The organism is Pseudomonas sp. B10, from assembly GCF_900156235.1.
Taxonomy (GTDB): domain Bacteria; phylum Pseudomonadota; class Gammaproteobacteria; order Pseudomonadales; family Pseudomonadaceae; genus Aquipseudomonas; species Aquipseudomonas siliginis.
The window spans coordinates 5,882,499-5,897,293 of the sequence record NZ_LT707063.1 but is presented as its reverse complement, the minus strand read 5'-3'; the positions used below and the strand labels follow the sequence as shown (position 1 = coordinate 5,897,293).

Annotated in this window: 11 protein-coding genes and 1 pseudogene; 4 read left to right on the top strand and 8 right to left on the bottom strand. The window is 59.7% G+C overall.

From position 1 onward, the window contains the following. Together BXA01_RS27395 and BXA01_RS26830 are read left to right on the top strand one after the other, a co-directional pair. Window positions 1–216 (top strand): annotated as a pseudogene (locus BXA01_RS27395) (phosphotransferase family protein); the annotation flags it as partial. 37 nt (window positions 217–253) lie between these two features. Continuing rightward, window positions 254–1,021, top strand: coding sequence for an SDR family oxidoreductase (locus BXA01_RS26830; RefSeq protein ID WP_024013283.1), 768 nt, complete (start codon window positions 254–256; stop codon window positions 1,019–1,021). Between the two features lie 614 nt (window positions 1,022–1,635). Here BXA01_RS26830 and BXA01_RS26825 read toward each other — a convergent pair. Beyond that, complete coding sequence (locus tag BXA01_RS26825; RefSeq protein WP_076567576.1) at window positions 1,636–2,652, bottom strand: ABC transporter substrate-binding protein; 1,017 nt, start codon at window positions 2,650–2,652, stop codon at window positions 1,636–1,638. Window positions 2,653–2,980: 328 nt separating this feature from the next. Here BXA01_RS26825 and BXA01_RS26820 point away from each other — a divergent pair, with 328 nt between their 5' ends. Next, entirely contained in the window at window positions 2,981–5,191 is a 2,211-nt protein-coding gene (locus BXA01_RS26820; protein WP_076567573.1) for an LTA synthase family protein, read from the top strand. Between the two features lie 9 nt (window positions 5,192–5,200). Here BXA01_RS26820 and BXA01_RS26815 read toward each other — a convergent pair whose 3' ends face one another. Beyond that, window positions 5,201–5,629 (bottom strand): hypothetical protein, encoded by a 429-nt coding sequence (locus BXA01_RS26815; protein ID WP_076567570.1) that lies wholly within the window; start codon window positions 5,627–5,629, stop codon window positions 5,201–5,203. Window positions 5,630–5,889: 260 nt separating this feature from the next. On the opposite strand from BXA01_RS26815, the gene katG reads away from it, so the two are divergent. Then, a complete protein-coding gene (gene katG / locus BXA01_RS26810) occupies window positions 5,890–8,166 on the top strand; it encodes a catalase/peroxidase HPI (RefSeq protein WP_076567568.1) in 2,277 nt (758 codons plus the stop codon). Between the two features lie 109 nt (window positions 8,167–8,275). Here the strand turns inward: katG and pepN are convergent, their stop codons facing one another. Genes pepN through BXA01_RS26780 form a run of 6 tightly spaced genes read right to left on the bottom strand, consistent with a single transcriptional unit; the run spans window position 8,276 to window position 14,793 of the window. Next, window positions 8,276–10,933, bottom strand: a complete 2,658-nt coding sequence (pepN, locus tag BXA01_RS26805) for an aminopeptidase N (RefSeq protein ID WP_076567565.1) — start codon at window positions 10,931–10,933, stop codon at window positions 8,276–8,278. A 10-nt stretch (window positions 10,934–10,943) separates the two neighbouring features. Next, window positions 10,944–11,774, bottom strand: coding sequence for a DUF2797 domain-containing protein (locus BXA01_RS26800; protein ID WP_076567562.1), 831 nt, complete (start codon window positions 11,772–11,774; stop codon window positions 10,944–10,946). Next, on the bottom strand, window positions 11,771–12,031 hold the full coding sequence (locus tag BXA01_RS26795) for a YeaC family protein (protein WP_042609561.1): 261 nt from the start codon (window positions 12,029–12,031) through the stop codon (window positions 11,771–11,773). The genes BXA01_RS26800 and BXA01_RS26795 overlap by 4 nt, the downstream gene beginning before the upstream one ends. A 34-nt stretch (window positions 12,032–12,065) precedes the next feature. Further along, window positions 12,066–12,935, bottom strand: a complete 870-nt coding sequence (locus tag BXA01_RS26790) for a rhomboid family intramembrane serine protease (RefSeq protein ID WP_076567559.1) — start codon at window positions 12,933–12,935, stop codon at window positions 12,066–12,068. After that, window positions 12,932–13,903 (bottom strand): metallophosphoesterase, encoded by a 972-nt coding sequence (locus BXA01_RS26785; protein ID WP_076567556.1) that lies wholly within the window; start codon window positions 13,901–13,903, stop codon window positions 12,932–12,934. The genes BXA01_RS26790 and BXA01_RS26785 overlap by 4 nt, the downstream gene beginning before the upstream one ends. Next, window positions 13,903–14,793 (bottom strand): NAD(+) kinase, encoded by an 891-nt coding sequence (locus tag BXA01_RS26780; RefSeq protein ID WP_016774212.1) that lies wholly within the window; start codon window positions 14,791–14,793, stop codon window positions 13,903–13,905. Before BXA01_RS26780 ends, BXA01_RS26785 begins: the two co-directional genes overlap by 1 nt. Window positions 14,794–14,795 lie beyond the last annotated feature (2 nt).

Genomic DNA, 14,795 nt, shown 5'->3' with positions numbered 1-14,795 from the left:
TTCGTCGACTACTACGCCGAGCGCTCGGGCATCCGGATCGACAATTTCGACTTCTACTACACCTACGGCCTGTTCCGCCTGGCCGGCATCGTGCAGCAGATCTACTACCGCTTCTACCATGGCCAGACGCAGGACAAACGCTTCGCGCAGTTCATTCAAATGAACAAACTGCTGGAGCAGATGAGCCTGCAGGTCATTCAGAAATCCAGCCTCTGATCCGGGCCAATAACAAGACTTTCAACAAGGGAAACCCATGTCCAAGACTCAGTTGTTCGACCTCGACGGCAAAATCGCTTTCGTCTCCGGCGCCAGCCGTGGCATCGGTGAAGCCATCGCCAAACTGCTGGCCCAGCAAGGCGCCCATGTGATCGTCTCGAGCCGCAAGCTCGAAGGCTGCCAACACGTCGCCGACGCCATCACCGCCGCCGGCGGCAAGGCAACAGCCGTGGCCTGCCACATCGGTGAGATGGAGCAGATCAGCCAGGTCTTCGCCGGGATCAAGGAACAATTCGGCCGCCTCGACATCCTCGTCAACAACGCCGCGACCAACCCGCAATTCTGCAACGTGCTCGACACCGATCTCGGTGCATTCCAGAAGACCGTCGATGTGAACATTCGTGGCTACTTCTTCATGTCGGTCGAAGCCGGCAAGCTCATGCGCGAAAACGGTGGCGGCAGCATCATCAACGTCGCCTCGATCAACGGCATCTCGCCGGGCATTTTCCAGGGCATCTATTCGGTAACCAAAGCGGCGGTCATCAACATGACCAAAGTCTTCGCCAAGGAATGCGCGCAATTCGGCATCCGCTGCAACGCCCTGCTCCCCGGCCTGACCGACACCAAATTCGCCTCGGCGCTGGTCAAGAACGATGCGATTCTGAAACAGGCACTGACCCAGATCCCACTCAAACGCGTAGCCGACCCAAGCGAAATGGCCGGCGCGGTGTTGTACCTGGCCAGCGATGCGTCGAGCTACACCACCGGCGTGGCGCTGAATGTGGATGGCGGATTCCTGTCCTGATTTCCAGGGCAAATTGCTAACCCGTGTGGGAGCGGGCCTGCTCGCGAAAGCGTTGGGTCAGTCAGCTATGTTTTGACTGATATCACGCATTCGCGAGCAGGCTCGCTCCCACAGGGTCACTGCAGGATTCCAGGCCTCTTGCAATCGAGGAATCGCGAATCTTATTGGGTTATGCAACGGGTAGTGGTGATGTGGCGCGTTACCTGCCCATCCACATACATGTCCCCGGCAACCTCAGTATTCTCCAGCACCTCACACCGACGTTCCGGCGGTGGCGGCGGCGCGACAGGCGCAGGGGGTGGAGGACTGGCACAACCGGCCAACAACACTGCAAGTAAAGCCAACGGCAATACGCGTTTCCCAGGATTATTCATAGGACGACCCGCGGTAAAGAGAGACAAACTCCCGCAACCCAACCGGCCGCGGAAGACCTGACCACTCATTCTTTATAGCTGAGCGCCTTGTTAGCGCCAGTGGATTGGGGAGATTGGGTGGGATTGGCTGTCGGTTTTGCGGGGATTTTCCAGCAGAAGTCTGGATTGGGATTATGGTTGTCGGCGAGGGCCTCATCGCGAGCAGGCTCACTCCAGTAGTTCCGGGTGATGCCCAATCCCTCAACTCCCCGCACCACCATGCGCTTCTTCAAAGAAGTAATCCTTCCAGCTCGCCGCTTTGTTCTTCAACACGCCCAGTTCCTGCAGTTTCTCGGCATAGATGAACGTGCGTTGCGGTACGACGGTGAAGTCGATTTCCGGGTCTTTGACGATTTGCTCGACCAGTGCCAGCGGCAGTTTCGATTGTTCGACGCGGATGTAGGCTTGGGCGGCGGCGGGTTTGTCGGCCTTGATGATCTTCTCGGCTTCGGCCAGTGCGTCGTAGAACGCCTTGTAGGTTTTCGGGTTTTCGTCGTGGAATTTTTCTGTGGTGTAGAGCACGTTGAACGTCGCCGGGCCGCCGAGGATGTCGTAGGAACTCAGCACTTTGTGCACGTTGGGGTTTTGCAGAGCCTGGTACTGGAACGGTGGGCTGGAGAAATGCGAGTTGATTTCCGAGCCGCCGGCAATCAGCGCGGCGGTGGCGTCCGGGTGCGGCAGGCTGACTGAGATGTTGTCGAATTTCTTGAACTGGTCGTCACCGAATTCCCTGGCGGTTTCGATCTGCAGGGTGCGCGACTGGAAGCCTACGCCTGCGGCTGGCACGGCGATGCGATCCTTGTCGCTGAAGTCCTTGAGGGTTTTGATATTCGGGTTGTTGGTCAGCAGGTAATTGGGCATCGAGCCCAGCGCGGCGATGGCTTTGACGTTCTGTTTGCCCTTGGTGCGGTCCCACACAGTGAGCATTGGCGGCACGCCGGCCGAGACGACGTCCAGCGCTCCGGTGAGCAGCGCCTCATTCATGGCGGTGGCGCCGGAAATGCTGTTCCAGTCGACCTTGATCTCCAGGCCTTGAGCCTTACCGTGTTTCTCGATCAGCTGTTGGTCGCGCACGACGTCGAGAATCAGGTAACCAATGCCGAATTGTTGGGCGATGCTGATCTTGCCCTCGGCCTGGGCGCCGCTACTGAACAGCGCACCCGCTGCCAGAGTAGCGGCCAACAGAGTCAGCGCAGAACGTTTGAACGGTGTGGCCATGACAACCTCGCAGCATGGGGATGGGCTGAAAGGCCTGACTTTATAGCTATAAAAAATTGAAATTAAATATCTTTATCGCATATCGATAGCACTGAGCGATTTGACGTCTGCTGCTGGAATTCAGGAGCAGTGGATGGACCTACAACAGTCTGAAACAAAAAACTGCCCCTCGGGAAAATGGCACTGCGTCCCACAACCCACGCCCGCTATGGGCACGCGCCGTTTCGGGGATCGCCGGCCGCAGGTTTTAAAAAGCCGATCAGCCTTCCTGCCCTTGATATCATCACCCAGACTTTTTTGACCCTTTGATGACAAGCAGGCTTTTTTTGTGAGCGCTCTTTTCAACTGGCTGCGGCGGCCGAATGCCCGTCTTCTTTCTCTAATCGTTCTGGTATTGATCGTGCCGGTGTGCCTGCGTGCAGCGTTGGGCTGGTCGACACCGCTGGGCTTTTTGTCGGATCTGGCCGTGGGTAGTCTGCTGGTGGTAGCGCTGCATCGCCGTACGTGGTGGCTGGCCTTGCCGGTACTGGTGTTCTGGGCGCTGCTGGCGGTCGCCACGGCAGAATTGGTCAGCGCCGTCGGCCGCCTGCCGACGCCTTCGGATGTTCACTATCTGATCGACCCGCAGTTCGTCGAGAATTCCACTGGCGGCGGACTTGCGCACCCTGCCCTGGCCATTGCTTTGCTGGGTACTTTGGTTTTCTGGCTACTGGCCCAATTTATGGGGCGCAGCCTGGCTCGTCCGGCATTGCCGCGCGCTGCCTGGGCCGCGCCGATCGTGTTGTTCGCCGCCCACTGGGGCGCGCAAAACCTGTGGCCGAATGACGGCGATGCCTGGCGTTTGTACAACCTGCCGCATCAATTGCTCGCCAGTGAAGTCGCCGACCTGCAGATCCAGGCCGAGGAATGGCTGGACGGCGACATTGAAGAACCGACACCTGCGATGGCCGGCCTCACCGACGTCGATCTCAATGGCCAGAAGCTGCTGGCCGCGCCGGGGCAGGCGCGCAACGTATTGATCATCGCTTTGGAAGGCATTCCCGGCGCCTACATCCGCGCCAACCGCGAGGCGATCGACAGTCACTATCAGGAAGACCTGATGCCCAACCTCAGCCGCTGGGCCGAGCGCGGCATGAACACACCGGATTACGTGCTGCACACCCATCAGACCATTCGCGGCCTCTACGCCATGCTGTGCGGTGACTACGACAAGCTCAACAACGGCACGCCCAAAGGCGTGGAAATGCTCACCCTCAACGAGCGCAATCAGGCCTGCCTGCCGGCGCAGCTGCGCGAACACGGTTTCAGCACTCATTACTTGCAGGGCGCTGGCCTGCGCTTCATGGCCAAAGACAAGATCATGCCGCACATCGGTTTCGATGCGACCCACGGTCGGGAATGGTTCAGCAACAGCAACTATCTGGAATTCCCTTGGGGCAAGGATGACAAGGCGTTTTTCGAAGGTGCGCTGGATTATGTCGGCCAGTTGAAAAAGCAAAAGCAGTCGTGGATGTTGACGCTGCTGACGGTCGGCACCCACCAGCCCTACTCCGCACCGGAGGATTATCTGCAGCGTTATGAAACGCCGAAGCAGGCTGCTGTGGGTTATCTCGACGATGCGCTGGATCAGTTTCTTTCAGGGCTGGAGCGCCAAGGCATTCTCAAGGACACGTTGGTGGTGATCACCTCGGATGAATCCCACGGTATCGACGGCGTGCGGCTGGCCTCCTCGTGGGGCTTCAACCTGACGCTGGCACCGGAGCAAGCGCAACTGCCGCGCCTGAATGCCGGGGTCTACGGCCACGTCGATCTGAGCACCTCGATCCTCGACTATTTCGACCTGCCGGTGCCGTCTGCGCTGAGCGGGCGGTCGCTGTTTCGCGACTACGATTCCGGGCGCGAGATCATGTCGTTCACCAACGGCAAACTGCGTTACCACAACGGTCAGGGCATCTTCTCCGAATGCGACCTGCCGCGCCGCTGCCGCTATTACCAAAGCACCGGCTTCATCGCCGAAAGCGCCACTTACAAAGGCACCTACAGCGGCCATCCGGCCCGGCAGATCGCCGCGCGCGCCGATGCGCTGGACCTGTCCTTGCTGCGCACACCGCTCAATCATCGCTACCAGTTCGGCAGCAACAACATCATCCCTCTGCAAGCGCAGATCAAGGATGACTGGGCCGACAACCTGATCGGCGCGCAATACCTGGAAATGCCCAAAGGCTCGCAGACCCGCGTGCGCCTGACCGTGCGCTCGGTCGATCCGCAGCAGGCGGCGTACATTCAGCTCAAGGCCAAGGAATTTGAACAGGACGTGCAACTGGGCCTGCCAGCAGAAATGGTCGCCACGGCGGATCAGCCGCTGGAGATGGACTTCAGCTTTGAAAACCCGCAGCCGCGCAAAGCCTTCTCGTTTCATTTGCTGGGCTATGGCAATGGCGCGGTCGAGGTCTCGGACTTCAGCGTGATCACTGAACTGCCTGGGCAGGATGACATTCTTGATGACGTGCCCGAGGACGACACCGCGCAATCGAGTTGACGTCTTTATTTATAAAGGCTGCGCTCGCCTGTCACTTTGCCTTGGGGTATCGAGTGTAAGATCGAAATTGCCTGTCACTTTCCCGGCTTTTCCCAGATCCAGAGCAAAAGTGCCTGTTACGGTTTTGCGAAAATTGGCAAAGGTGACGATGAGTTCACCCTCAATAATGGGTTGGTCAAAATGATTGATCACAACCTTCCAATACCGTCCCATGGTTGGAAAAGTCACTGTGTGAGGCCCATCTCCCTCCAACGAATTCGGCACAGACAAATCGACCGTGTTTATAAAATCTTCAGTTCCGATGATGATAAATTCCTTCTCGGTCTCTGCATAAACACATAACTTGCTCTCCAGAAATTTATCGTCATCGAGAAACGCGACAAAGCTACCGGTAGCATTTCGTTTGTTCATAAGGTCACTTGTTCTGTCCTGAGACATGTCGATATTCCCTTGAGGTAAAGGTGACGTTGCGTTGACTCCAACGTATTGGGATTGCGTGGTATCAACCACTGTCAAAGCTGACAGTTTTTAAGATCGCTTCGAAATAACGCCGCTTTTGCATCACGATATCGCGCTAGCAAAAGAGCCTGCCTATCGCCCGCCAAGACTGCGGCTATTAGCCGACTCGCCAACTCGGGTCTAGCCTTACCAGTCCGAAGTCGGCACGAGCCGGCCGCAGACCTGATAGGGATACGAACATGGCAAACGAATCGAAATGCCCGTTCAACCACGCCGCCGGCGGCGGTACGACGAACCGTGACTGGTGGCCGAATCAACTCAACCTCAAAATCCTCAGCCAGCATTCCCCCAAGTCCGATCCGCTGGGCCAGGACTTCGACTACGCCAAAGCCTTCAAAAGCCTCGATTTTCAGGCGCTGAAACAGGACATCAGAGCGCTGATGACTGACTCCCAGGATTGGTGGCCGGCCGATTTCGGCCATTACGGCCCACTCTTCGTGCGCATGGCCTGGCACAGCGCCGGGACCTATCGCACCGCCGATGGTCGTGGCGGCGCCGGCTCCGGTCAGCAACGCTTCGCCCCGCTCAACAGCTGGCCGGACAACGTCAGCCTCGACAAGGCCCGCCGCCTGCTGTGGCCGATCAAGCAGAAATACGGGCGCAACATTTCCTGGGCCGACCTGATCGTGCTCACCGGCAACGTCGCGCTGGAGTCCATGGGCTTCAAGACCTTCGGTTTTTCCGGGGGCCGCGCCGATGTCTGGGAACCGGATGAAGACGTGTACTGGGGTTCGGAAACCGAGTGGCTGGGCGGCGACAACCGTTACGGCAAGAGCAATGGCCCGGTGCAAGAGCCCGGTGACGGCACGCTGGTGGCTGAGCCCGATTTGCATGGCCGTGAAGAAAGCCGCACCGATCAGGGCGAACGCAATCTGGAAAATCCCCTCGCCGCCGTACAGATGGGCCTGATCTACGTCAATCCGGAAGGCCCGGAAGGCAACCCGGATCCGGTGGCCTCGGCCAAGGATATTCGCGAAACCTTCGGCCGCATGGCCATGAACGACGAAGAAACCGTGGCACTGATCGCCGGCGGCCACGCGTTCGGTAAGACCCACGGCGCCGGCCCGGCCGACAATGTCGGCCCAGAGCCGGAAGCGGCCGGTCTGGAGCAACAGGGTCTGGGCTGGAAAAACGCCTTCGGCACCGGTAAAGGCGCCGACACCATTACCAGTGGTCTGGAAGTGACCTGGACCACCACACCAACGCAGTGGAGCAACAACTATCTGGAAAACCTGTTCGGCTTCGAGTGGGAGCTGACCAAAAGCCCGGCGGGCGCCCATCAGTGGCAACCGAAAAACGGCGCCGGTGCCGGCACCGTTCCCCACGCCCACGATCCGAACAAGAAGCTTGCGCCGACCATGCTCACCTCCGACCTGGCGTTGCGCTTCGATCCTGCATACGAGCAGATTTCCCGGCGTTTCCTGGCCAATCCCGATCAGCTCGCCGACGCATTCGCCCGCGCCTGGTACAAGCTGATCCATCGCGACATGGGTCCGCTCTCTCGCTACCTCGGCCCGGAATTGCCGCAAGAGGAGTTGCTCTGGCAAGACCCGCTGCCCGACGTGACGCACCCGCTGATCGATGACAGCGACGCCACGGCGCTGAAAAACAAGGTGCTGGCTTCAGGGTTGTCAGTGTCGCAACTGGTTTCGACCGCGTGGGCTGCAGCATCGACCTTCCGCGGTTCGGACAAGCGCGGTGGCGCCAACGGCGGACGCTTGCGTCTGGCCCCGCAGAAGTTCTGGCAGGCCAACCAGCCCGAACAACTGGACAAAGTGCTGAGCACGCTGGAAAGCATTCAGAACGAGTTCAACGGTTCTGCTGCCAATGGCAAGAAGATCTCGTTGGCGGACCTGATCGTCCTGGCCGGTAATGCCGGAGTGGAAAAAGCCGCGCAGAACGCCGGGCATTCGGTGTCGGTGCCGTTTTCACCGGGCCGCGTCGATGCTTCGCAGGAGCAGACCGATGTCGAATCGTTCGGCTTCCTCGAACCGATCGCCGATGGTTTCCGCAATTACAGCAAAGGCAAATACACGGTTGCGGCAGAAACCTTGCTGATCGACAAGGCGCAATTGCTGACGCTCACGGCACCGGAAATGACCGTGCTGCTGGGTGGTTTGCGGGTATTGAACACCAATGTCGGCCAGACGCGGCACGGCGTGTTCACCGATAAAACCGAAACGCTGAGCAATGACTTTTTCACCCACCTGCTGGACATGGGAGTTGAGTGGACCCCAACGTCACGGGATGCCGATGAGTTTGAAGGCCGTGACCGCAAGACCGGGGCGCCAAAGTGGACGGCGACTCGGGTGGATCTGGTGTTCGGCTCGAATGCGCAATTGCGCGCCTTGGCCGAGGTGTATGCCAGTTCCGACGCGAAGGCGCAGTTCGTTAACGATTTCGTCAAGGCATGGACGAAGGTGATGAATCTGGATCGGTTTGACCTGCGTAAATAGCTGTTTGTTGTGCCAATGAAAATGCCGCTCGTTGAGCGGCATTTTTTTGTTGATTGTTCCCACGCAGAGCATGGGAACGATCAATTAAACGCCCCAACATTTATCAGCGTTACGCGAGGCTCTTGCTCACCACTTCATACACATCGCTGGACAGCGACCCGGACGCCAGAATCCGCTCCAATTCAGCCTTCATCAACGCCTGACGCGCGCTGTCGTATTTGCGCCAGCGGGTCAGCGGTGCCAATTGACGTGAGGCGATCTGTGGGTTGAAACCGTTCAGTTCGATCACCAGATCGGCAAGGAAGCGATAACCGGAACCGTCCGCCGCGTGGAAGTTGATCAGGTTCTGCCCGGCGAACGCGCCGATCAGTGCCCGCACCTTGTTCGGGTTCTTGATGTTGAACGCCGGGTGCTGCATCAACGCCTTAACGCGCGCCAAACCGCCCGGCAAGGTGCTGCCGGCCTGCACGCTGAACCACTGATCCATGACCAGCGGATTGTCCTTGAAGTGCTCGGCGAAGCTGGCCAAAGCCAGGGCCTTCTGCTCTTCGAACGGCGAGTTGACCAGCACCGCCAGCGCGGTCAGGCGCTCGGTCATGTTGTCGGCAGCCTCGAATTGCTCCAGCGCCGCTGCCAACACTCCCGGCTTGCCGCTGAGCATCAGGTACGACAGGGCGATGTTCTGCAAGGCGCGACGGGCGAAGTGCTCGGCCTCAGCCACGTACGGAGTTTTCTTCGACAGATCGCGGTTGGCCTGATAACGCAGCCACAGCGCTTCGAACAAACCTTCGGCGAGTTGCTTGCGGGCGAATTCGCGCGCGACATGAATCGCCTCGACGTCGGCCACTTCGCTGATCTCGGTGAGATAAGCCTCACCCGGCAACGAGAGCATTTCGGCAACCATCGCCTGATCCAGCGACTCGTCGGACAGCACCGTGCGCAGCGCCGACACCAAACGCGGATCGAGCTTCAGGCTCTCGCCTTTCTGATGCTGGCCGATCAACTCTTGAAGCACTTGCACCGACAGTTGCTGACCGGCATCCCAGCGGTTGAAGCCGTCGCTGTCGTGCTGCATCAGGAACATCAGTTGGTCGCGGTTGTACGGGAAACTCAATTTCACTGGCGCCGAGAAGCCACGCAGCAGCGACGGCAGCGGCTGTGCGTTGATGTCGACAAAAGTGAAGGTCTGCTCGGCTTCGGTCACCGAGATCACCCGAGTGGTGCCTTGTGCCGAGGCTTCGCCGGCCAGACGCAGGGCGATTTCGTTGCCCTGGCTATCAAGCAGCCCGAGCTCGACCGGAATCACGAACGGCAGTTTTTCTACCTTGTCCGGGGTCGGCGGGCAGCTCTGGCGGAAGGTCAGACTGTAGGTTTTCGCCGCAGCGTCGTAGGACTCGCTGACGGCCAGACGCGGTGTGCCGGCCTGGCTGTACCAGCGTTTGAACTGGCTGAGATCAACGCCATTGGCATCTTCCATGGCCTTGACGAAGTCGTCGCAGGTCACGGCCTGACCGTCGTGGCGTTCGAAATACAGATCGCTGCCCTTACGGAAGCCTTCGGCGCCCAGCAGGGTGTGGATCATGCCGACCACTTCCGAGCCTTTTTCGTACACGGTCAGGGTGTAGAAGTTGGAAATCTCGATGAAGCTGTCCGGACGCACGGCGTGGGCCATCGGCCCGGCATCTTCGGCGAACTGGTGAGTACGCAGATAGGCCACGTCCTGAATGCGCTTGACCGTCGCCGAGTTCATGTCCGAGGAGAAACCGGCATCGCGGAACACCGTGAAGCCTTCCTTGAGCGACAGCTGGAACCAGTCGCGGCAGGTCACGCGGTTGCCCGACCAGTTGTGGAAGTATTCATGGGCGACGATCGCCTCGACCCGCTGGTGCGCGGCGTCGGTCGCGGTTTCAGCGCGGGCCAGCACGGCGCTGGAGTTGAAAATGTTGAGGCCCTTGTTCTCCATCGCGCCCATGTTGAAATCGTTGACGGCGACGATCATGAAGATGTCCAGATCGTACTCGCGACCGTAGACCTCTTCGTCCCAGCGCATGGATTTCTTCAGGCTGTTCATCGCGTGCTGGCACTTGTCGATGTTTTCCGGCTCGACATAAATGCGCAGCGCGACGTTGCGCTGGCTCATGGTGGTGAAGGTGTCTTCGACGCACCACAGATCACCGGCGACCAGCGCAAACAGGTACGCCGGTTTCTTGAACGGATCTTCCCAGGTCGCCCAGTGCCGGCCGTCTTCACCGGGGCCGGAAGCGATCGGGTTACCGTTGGAGAGCAGCACCGGGTAGCTGTGCTGTTCGGCCACGACGGTGGTGGTGAACTTGCTCATCACGTCCGGGCGGTCGAGGTAATAGGTGATCTTGCGGAAGCCTTCGGCCTCGCACTGAGTGCAGAACATGGTGCCGGACTTGTACAGGCCTTCCAGCGCGGTATTGGTTTCCGGGTGGATGCGCACGCTGGTGTCGAGAGTGAAGGTTTCACTGGTTGGCTGCAGAGTCAGGTGGCTGTCGGAGACTTGATAGTCAGCGGCGCTCAGCTCCTGGTCCGCCAGCGTCACCGACAGCAGCTCAAGTTGCTGGCCGTCGAGCACCAGCGGCGGCAGGCCGGCGCCACGTTCAGGATTACGGCGCATCACCAGTTGCGCGTGAACCAGGCTGTGGTCCTCGAACAACTCGAAGGTCAGGTGCGTTTCGTCGATCAGGTACTCGGGCGCCTGATAGTCCTTGAGGTAAATCATCTTCGGTTGTTCGGTGCGCATGCTGGAATCCTTATTGATGCACGGCGAGCTGATAAGCCGTGTATCTACGAATGTTGATCACGCCGGTGTCGAAGATCAGGTACTGGCCCTTGATCCCCAGCAGCATGCCTTCGGCAATCGGGTTCTTGTCCAGGTTGAAGCTGACGATTTTCGCCGGGTATTGCTCGACGGGATAGCGGATTTCCAGCGGTTCGACATCGGCAATCGTCTGAATCGCCTGTAGGCCGAATCGCTCCTGCAACCCTTGCAGGCCTTCGGCACAGCTTTCGAACAACTGATCGCGCACCTGCGCCAGATCCACCGCCGCCGCATCGCCCTTGAGCAGCGCGCGCCAGTTGGTCTTGTCCGCCACCTGGCTGCGGAACAGGTCTTCGACAAACCCCGATTGCTGCCGTGTCGACACGCGCATGATCGGCAGCGCCTGACTCGCGCCTTGGTCGAGCCAGCGGGTCGGCAACTGCGTGGCCCGGGTGATACCGACCTTGATCCCTGACGAGTTGGCCAGGTAGACCACATGATCGGTCATGCAGAACTGCTGGCCCCACACCGGATCGCGGCAGGTGCCGGCGTCGAAGTGGCAGCGCTCCGGGCTCATGATGCACAGGTCGCACTGCGCCAGTTTGGTCATGCACGGGTAGCAATAACCCTGACTGAAACTGGTTTTGGTCTTGCGCCCGCAATGGGTGCAGTGGATCGCCCCTAAAAATTCCAGACGCAACGTGCTGCCGATCAACGGATTGACCGGCACCTCGACGTCATCCAGACGAAACGCGTACTGCACGTTCGACCCGTCCAGACGGGCGGACATTTTGCTGATTGCACCGCGGCCAATCTCGATCAATGGATGGCATCCGACTTGAACAGGATGTTCGGCACTTCGATCGACTTCGACGCACATTCTTGCGGGCCCATGTAACCGGTGCGCTGGTCTTCCGGCAGGTTCTGGATTTCCCAGGCAATCATCGCCTGCAACGACAGCTCGCGCTGTTCGGCAGTGAGTTTGTTGCCGTCGGACCATTTGCCGATTTCCACGGCCAGCTTCAGGCTTTCGTAGATGTCCGGGGTGATGTTACTGATCATGTCGTTGAAAGAGGACATCAGGGTCTCCGTGCTCTTTGCTGAAACAAAAATGTTAGACGGCCAGTTTACGGCGGTTATACAAACCGCCCAACAAACCGGTGAAGCATCCGATGAGTAACCCGCTCAGGTGCGCGGCGTTGGCGATCTGGCCGAAACCGATCAGCGAAATCACCCCGGACATGCACACCACCAGCCACACCAGCATCATCACCAGCACGCCGCGCGGCAAACGATAGGCCGGGTTCGGCGCCAGCAACTGGAAGATCCAGCAATGCCCGAGCAAGCCGTAAAGCACGCCGGACAGACCGCCGAACAGGCTCGGGCCGCTCCAGACGAACTGGGCGTAGTTGGACACCAGACTGAACAGCAGCGTCAGGCCGATCAGGTTGATGCTGCCCTGGCGTGACTCGATGCGCCGCCCCAGCTCCCAATACCACATGCCGTTCATGGCCAGATGGAGGATGCCGAAGTGGATCAGCATCGGCGTGACCAGCCGCCACCACTGCCCTGCCGCGAGGCTGTCGGCCAGCGGCGTGAAGTGGATGTACTCGCCGATCACGCGAAAATCGAGGAAGGTCAGCCAGCGCAGCGTCTCGAGATTTTCACCGAGAAAGGTCAGACCACCGACGATCAGGCTCAACAGCAGAATCAACCCGGTGGCTTTGGCGTGTTTCAGCTGTTCGGCGAAGCTCGGGCGCTTGAAGGTCTGGCCCACGGGAATGTCCAGTTGCTGATCCGGGTCGCCGGCCGGGAAGCGCTCGTACAACGAACGCACGTCCTCGCTGATTTCCTCCGGCGCCCACAGCACCTGCTCGCCCGCCTCTTCGCTGACCCGATGGGGCACTTGCATACGTTGCAGCAGTTTGACGAAACCACTCAGATCCACCGCCAACGGCAGGCGCAATACCGCTATCGCACTCATTGCAGCACCTCCGGCCGCTCGACATCGACCCAGACGAATTTTTGCGGATCCAGGCGCGTTTCCTGGTCCAGACGATAGGCCACCAGTTTGCCGTAGAGCACGGCACTGTAATCCAGGCACGCGAGGTTCGGGCGGATCGGCGCCGGTTTGCCGCTGCGCCAGTAGTGGCCGACGAACAGCAACGGCTCGTCGACGCCATAGCGCAGCAAAGAATTCTTTTCGGTGGAAGTCAGCGGCGTCTGCGCGACAGGTTCGGGCAGTGCATCGGGCTGGAACACGATGTCGCCATAGGTTTTCGGGTCGTCCTCCCAGAACTTGGTGCGGAAGAACGAACGCACCAGACCGTCGCCGCTGGTCATGGTCAGGCCGCCCGGCAGACGCATGTCGGTACCACGCAGCAAGCGGTCGAACACAGTGCAGGCGAAGCTGCCGGGCACCGCCGAGGCCTGGAGGAAATGCTCATCGACGCAGCCATTGGGGAACAGCGCCCGCATCGGCTCGATCAGCCCGGCATCCCAGCATGCATGGACGACGCGAAACCGCCCGGCATCGACGAACAGCGGCAGCTCGTAGAACCACTGCTGGAAGTCATGCCAGTCACCGGGATGGTCCTCGAATTGGCTCAGGGTTTCCTGCAACAGCCGCGCATGGCGCTTGGTGTGTTCGCGCACGAACTGCTTGCCGCTGCCCGGTGGCGCCGGGGTGACCCAGCCGAGCGCATTGAATTCGTGGTTGCCCATGATGCACAGCGCCTGCCCCGCCTCGACCATGTCGTGGACGATGTGCAATGCCTCGCGAATACGCGGGCCACGGTCGATGATGTCGCCGACGAACACCGCCATGCGTGACGGATGCCGCCAGACCCCGCCCTGCTTGTGATAACCGAGACGGTCCAGCAAGTGTTCGAGGGTCATGGCGCATCCGTGCACGTCACCGATCAGGTCGTAACTGCGCGCGGGATCGAGCATCAGTCGCCTCCGCCCCCCAGCTTGCTGCCCCAGCCAAGCTTGGTGCGGCACACCTCGTAGTAATTGTGATCGAGCGGATGAATCAGGCGCAGCTTCTGTGCCTTTTTGCTCACGGTAATGGTGTCGCCCGGTGCACAGGTGAAGTGGTTCTGCCCGTCGCAGGACACCTGCGGGTAGATCTGCATATCTTTGGACACGACGATTTTCAGCTCACTGTTGCCATCGACCACGATCGGCCGTCCCGATAAGGTATGGGGGTACATCGGCACAATCACAATAGCGTCGAGCTTGGGATGCATGATCGGCCCGCCGGCAGACAAGGCGTAGGCAGTGGAGCCGGTCGGCGTGGCGACGATCAGGCCGTCGGCCTTCTGGCTGCAGACGAACTGGCCGTCGATATACAGCTCGAATTCGATCATCCGCGTCGATTTGCCCGGGTGCAGCACCACATCGTTGAGCGCATCGCCCTGGCCGATGGCCTCGCCATGGCGACGCACTTCGGCTTGCAGCAGGAAGCGGTTTTCTACCAGATAGTGGCCGTCGAGCACTTCGGCGACCTTGATTTCCAGCTCGTCCGGGCGAATATCGGTGAGGAAGCCGAGGCTGCCACGGTTGATGCCCAGCACCGGAATATTGTGCTTGGCCAGCGCCCGCGCAGCGCCGAGCAGGCTGCCGTCACCGCCGACGACGATGACCATGTCGCAGACTTCGCCGAGCATCTTGCGCGACGAGGTTTGCAGGCCGTGGCCGGGCAGGACTTCAGCGATGGTGTCTTCGAGGATCACATGCAGGTGACGGTCGAGCAGAAAGCGTTTCAGTCGGCGGACGGTATCCAGCACCTGGGAGCTGCCCAGGCGACCGATGATGCCGATATTACGAAATTGCTCCATGG

Bases quoted from the DNA above. Each gene is read 5' to 3' on its own strand.
- BXA01_RS26830 (WP_024013283.1), top strand. From the start codon at position 254: ATGTCCAAGACTCAGTTGTTCGACCTCGACGGCAAAATCGCTTTCGTC.
- BXA01_RS26825 (WP_076567576.1), bottom strand. From the start codon at position 2,652: ATGGCCACACCGTTCAAACGTTCTGCGCTGACTCTGTTGGCCGCTACT.
- BXA01_RS26815 (WP_076567570.1), bottom strand. From the start codon at position 5,629: ATGTCTCAGGACAGAACAAGTGACCTTATGAACAAACGAAATGCTACC.
- katG (WP_076567568.1), top strand. From the start codon at position 5,890: ATGGCAAACGAATCGAAATGCCCGTTCAACCACGCCGCCGGCGGCGGT.
- pepN (WP_076567565.1), bottom strand. From the start codon at position 10,933: ATGCGCACCGAACAACCGAAGATGATTTACCTCAAGGACTATCAGGCG.
- BXA01_RS26795 (WP_042609561.1), bottom strand. From the start codon at position 12,031: ATGTCCTCTTTCAACGACATGATCAGTAACATCACCCCGGACATCTAC.
- BXA01_RS26790 (WP_076567559.1), bottom strand. From the start codon at position 12,935: ATGAGTGCGATAGCGGTATTGCGCCTGCCGTTGGCGGTGGATCTGAGT.
- BXA01_RS26785 (WP_076567556.1), bottom strand. From the start codon at position 13,903: ATGCTCGATCCCGCGCGCAGTTACGACCTGATCGGTGACGTGCACGGA.
- BXA01_RS26780 (WP_016774212.1), bottom strand. From the start codon at position 14,793: ATGGAGCAATTTCGTAATATCGGCATCATCGGTCGCCTGGGCAGCTCC.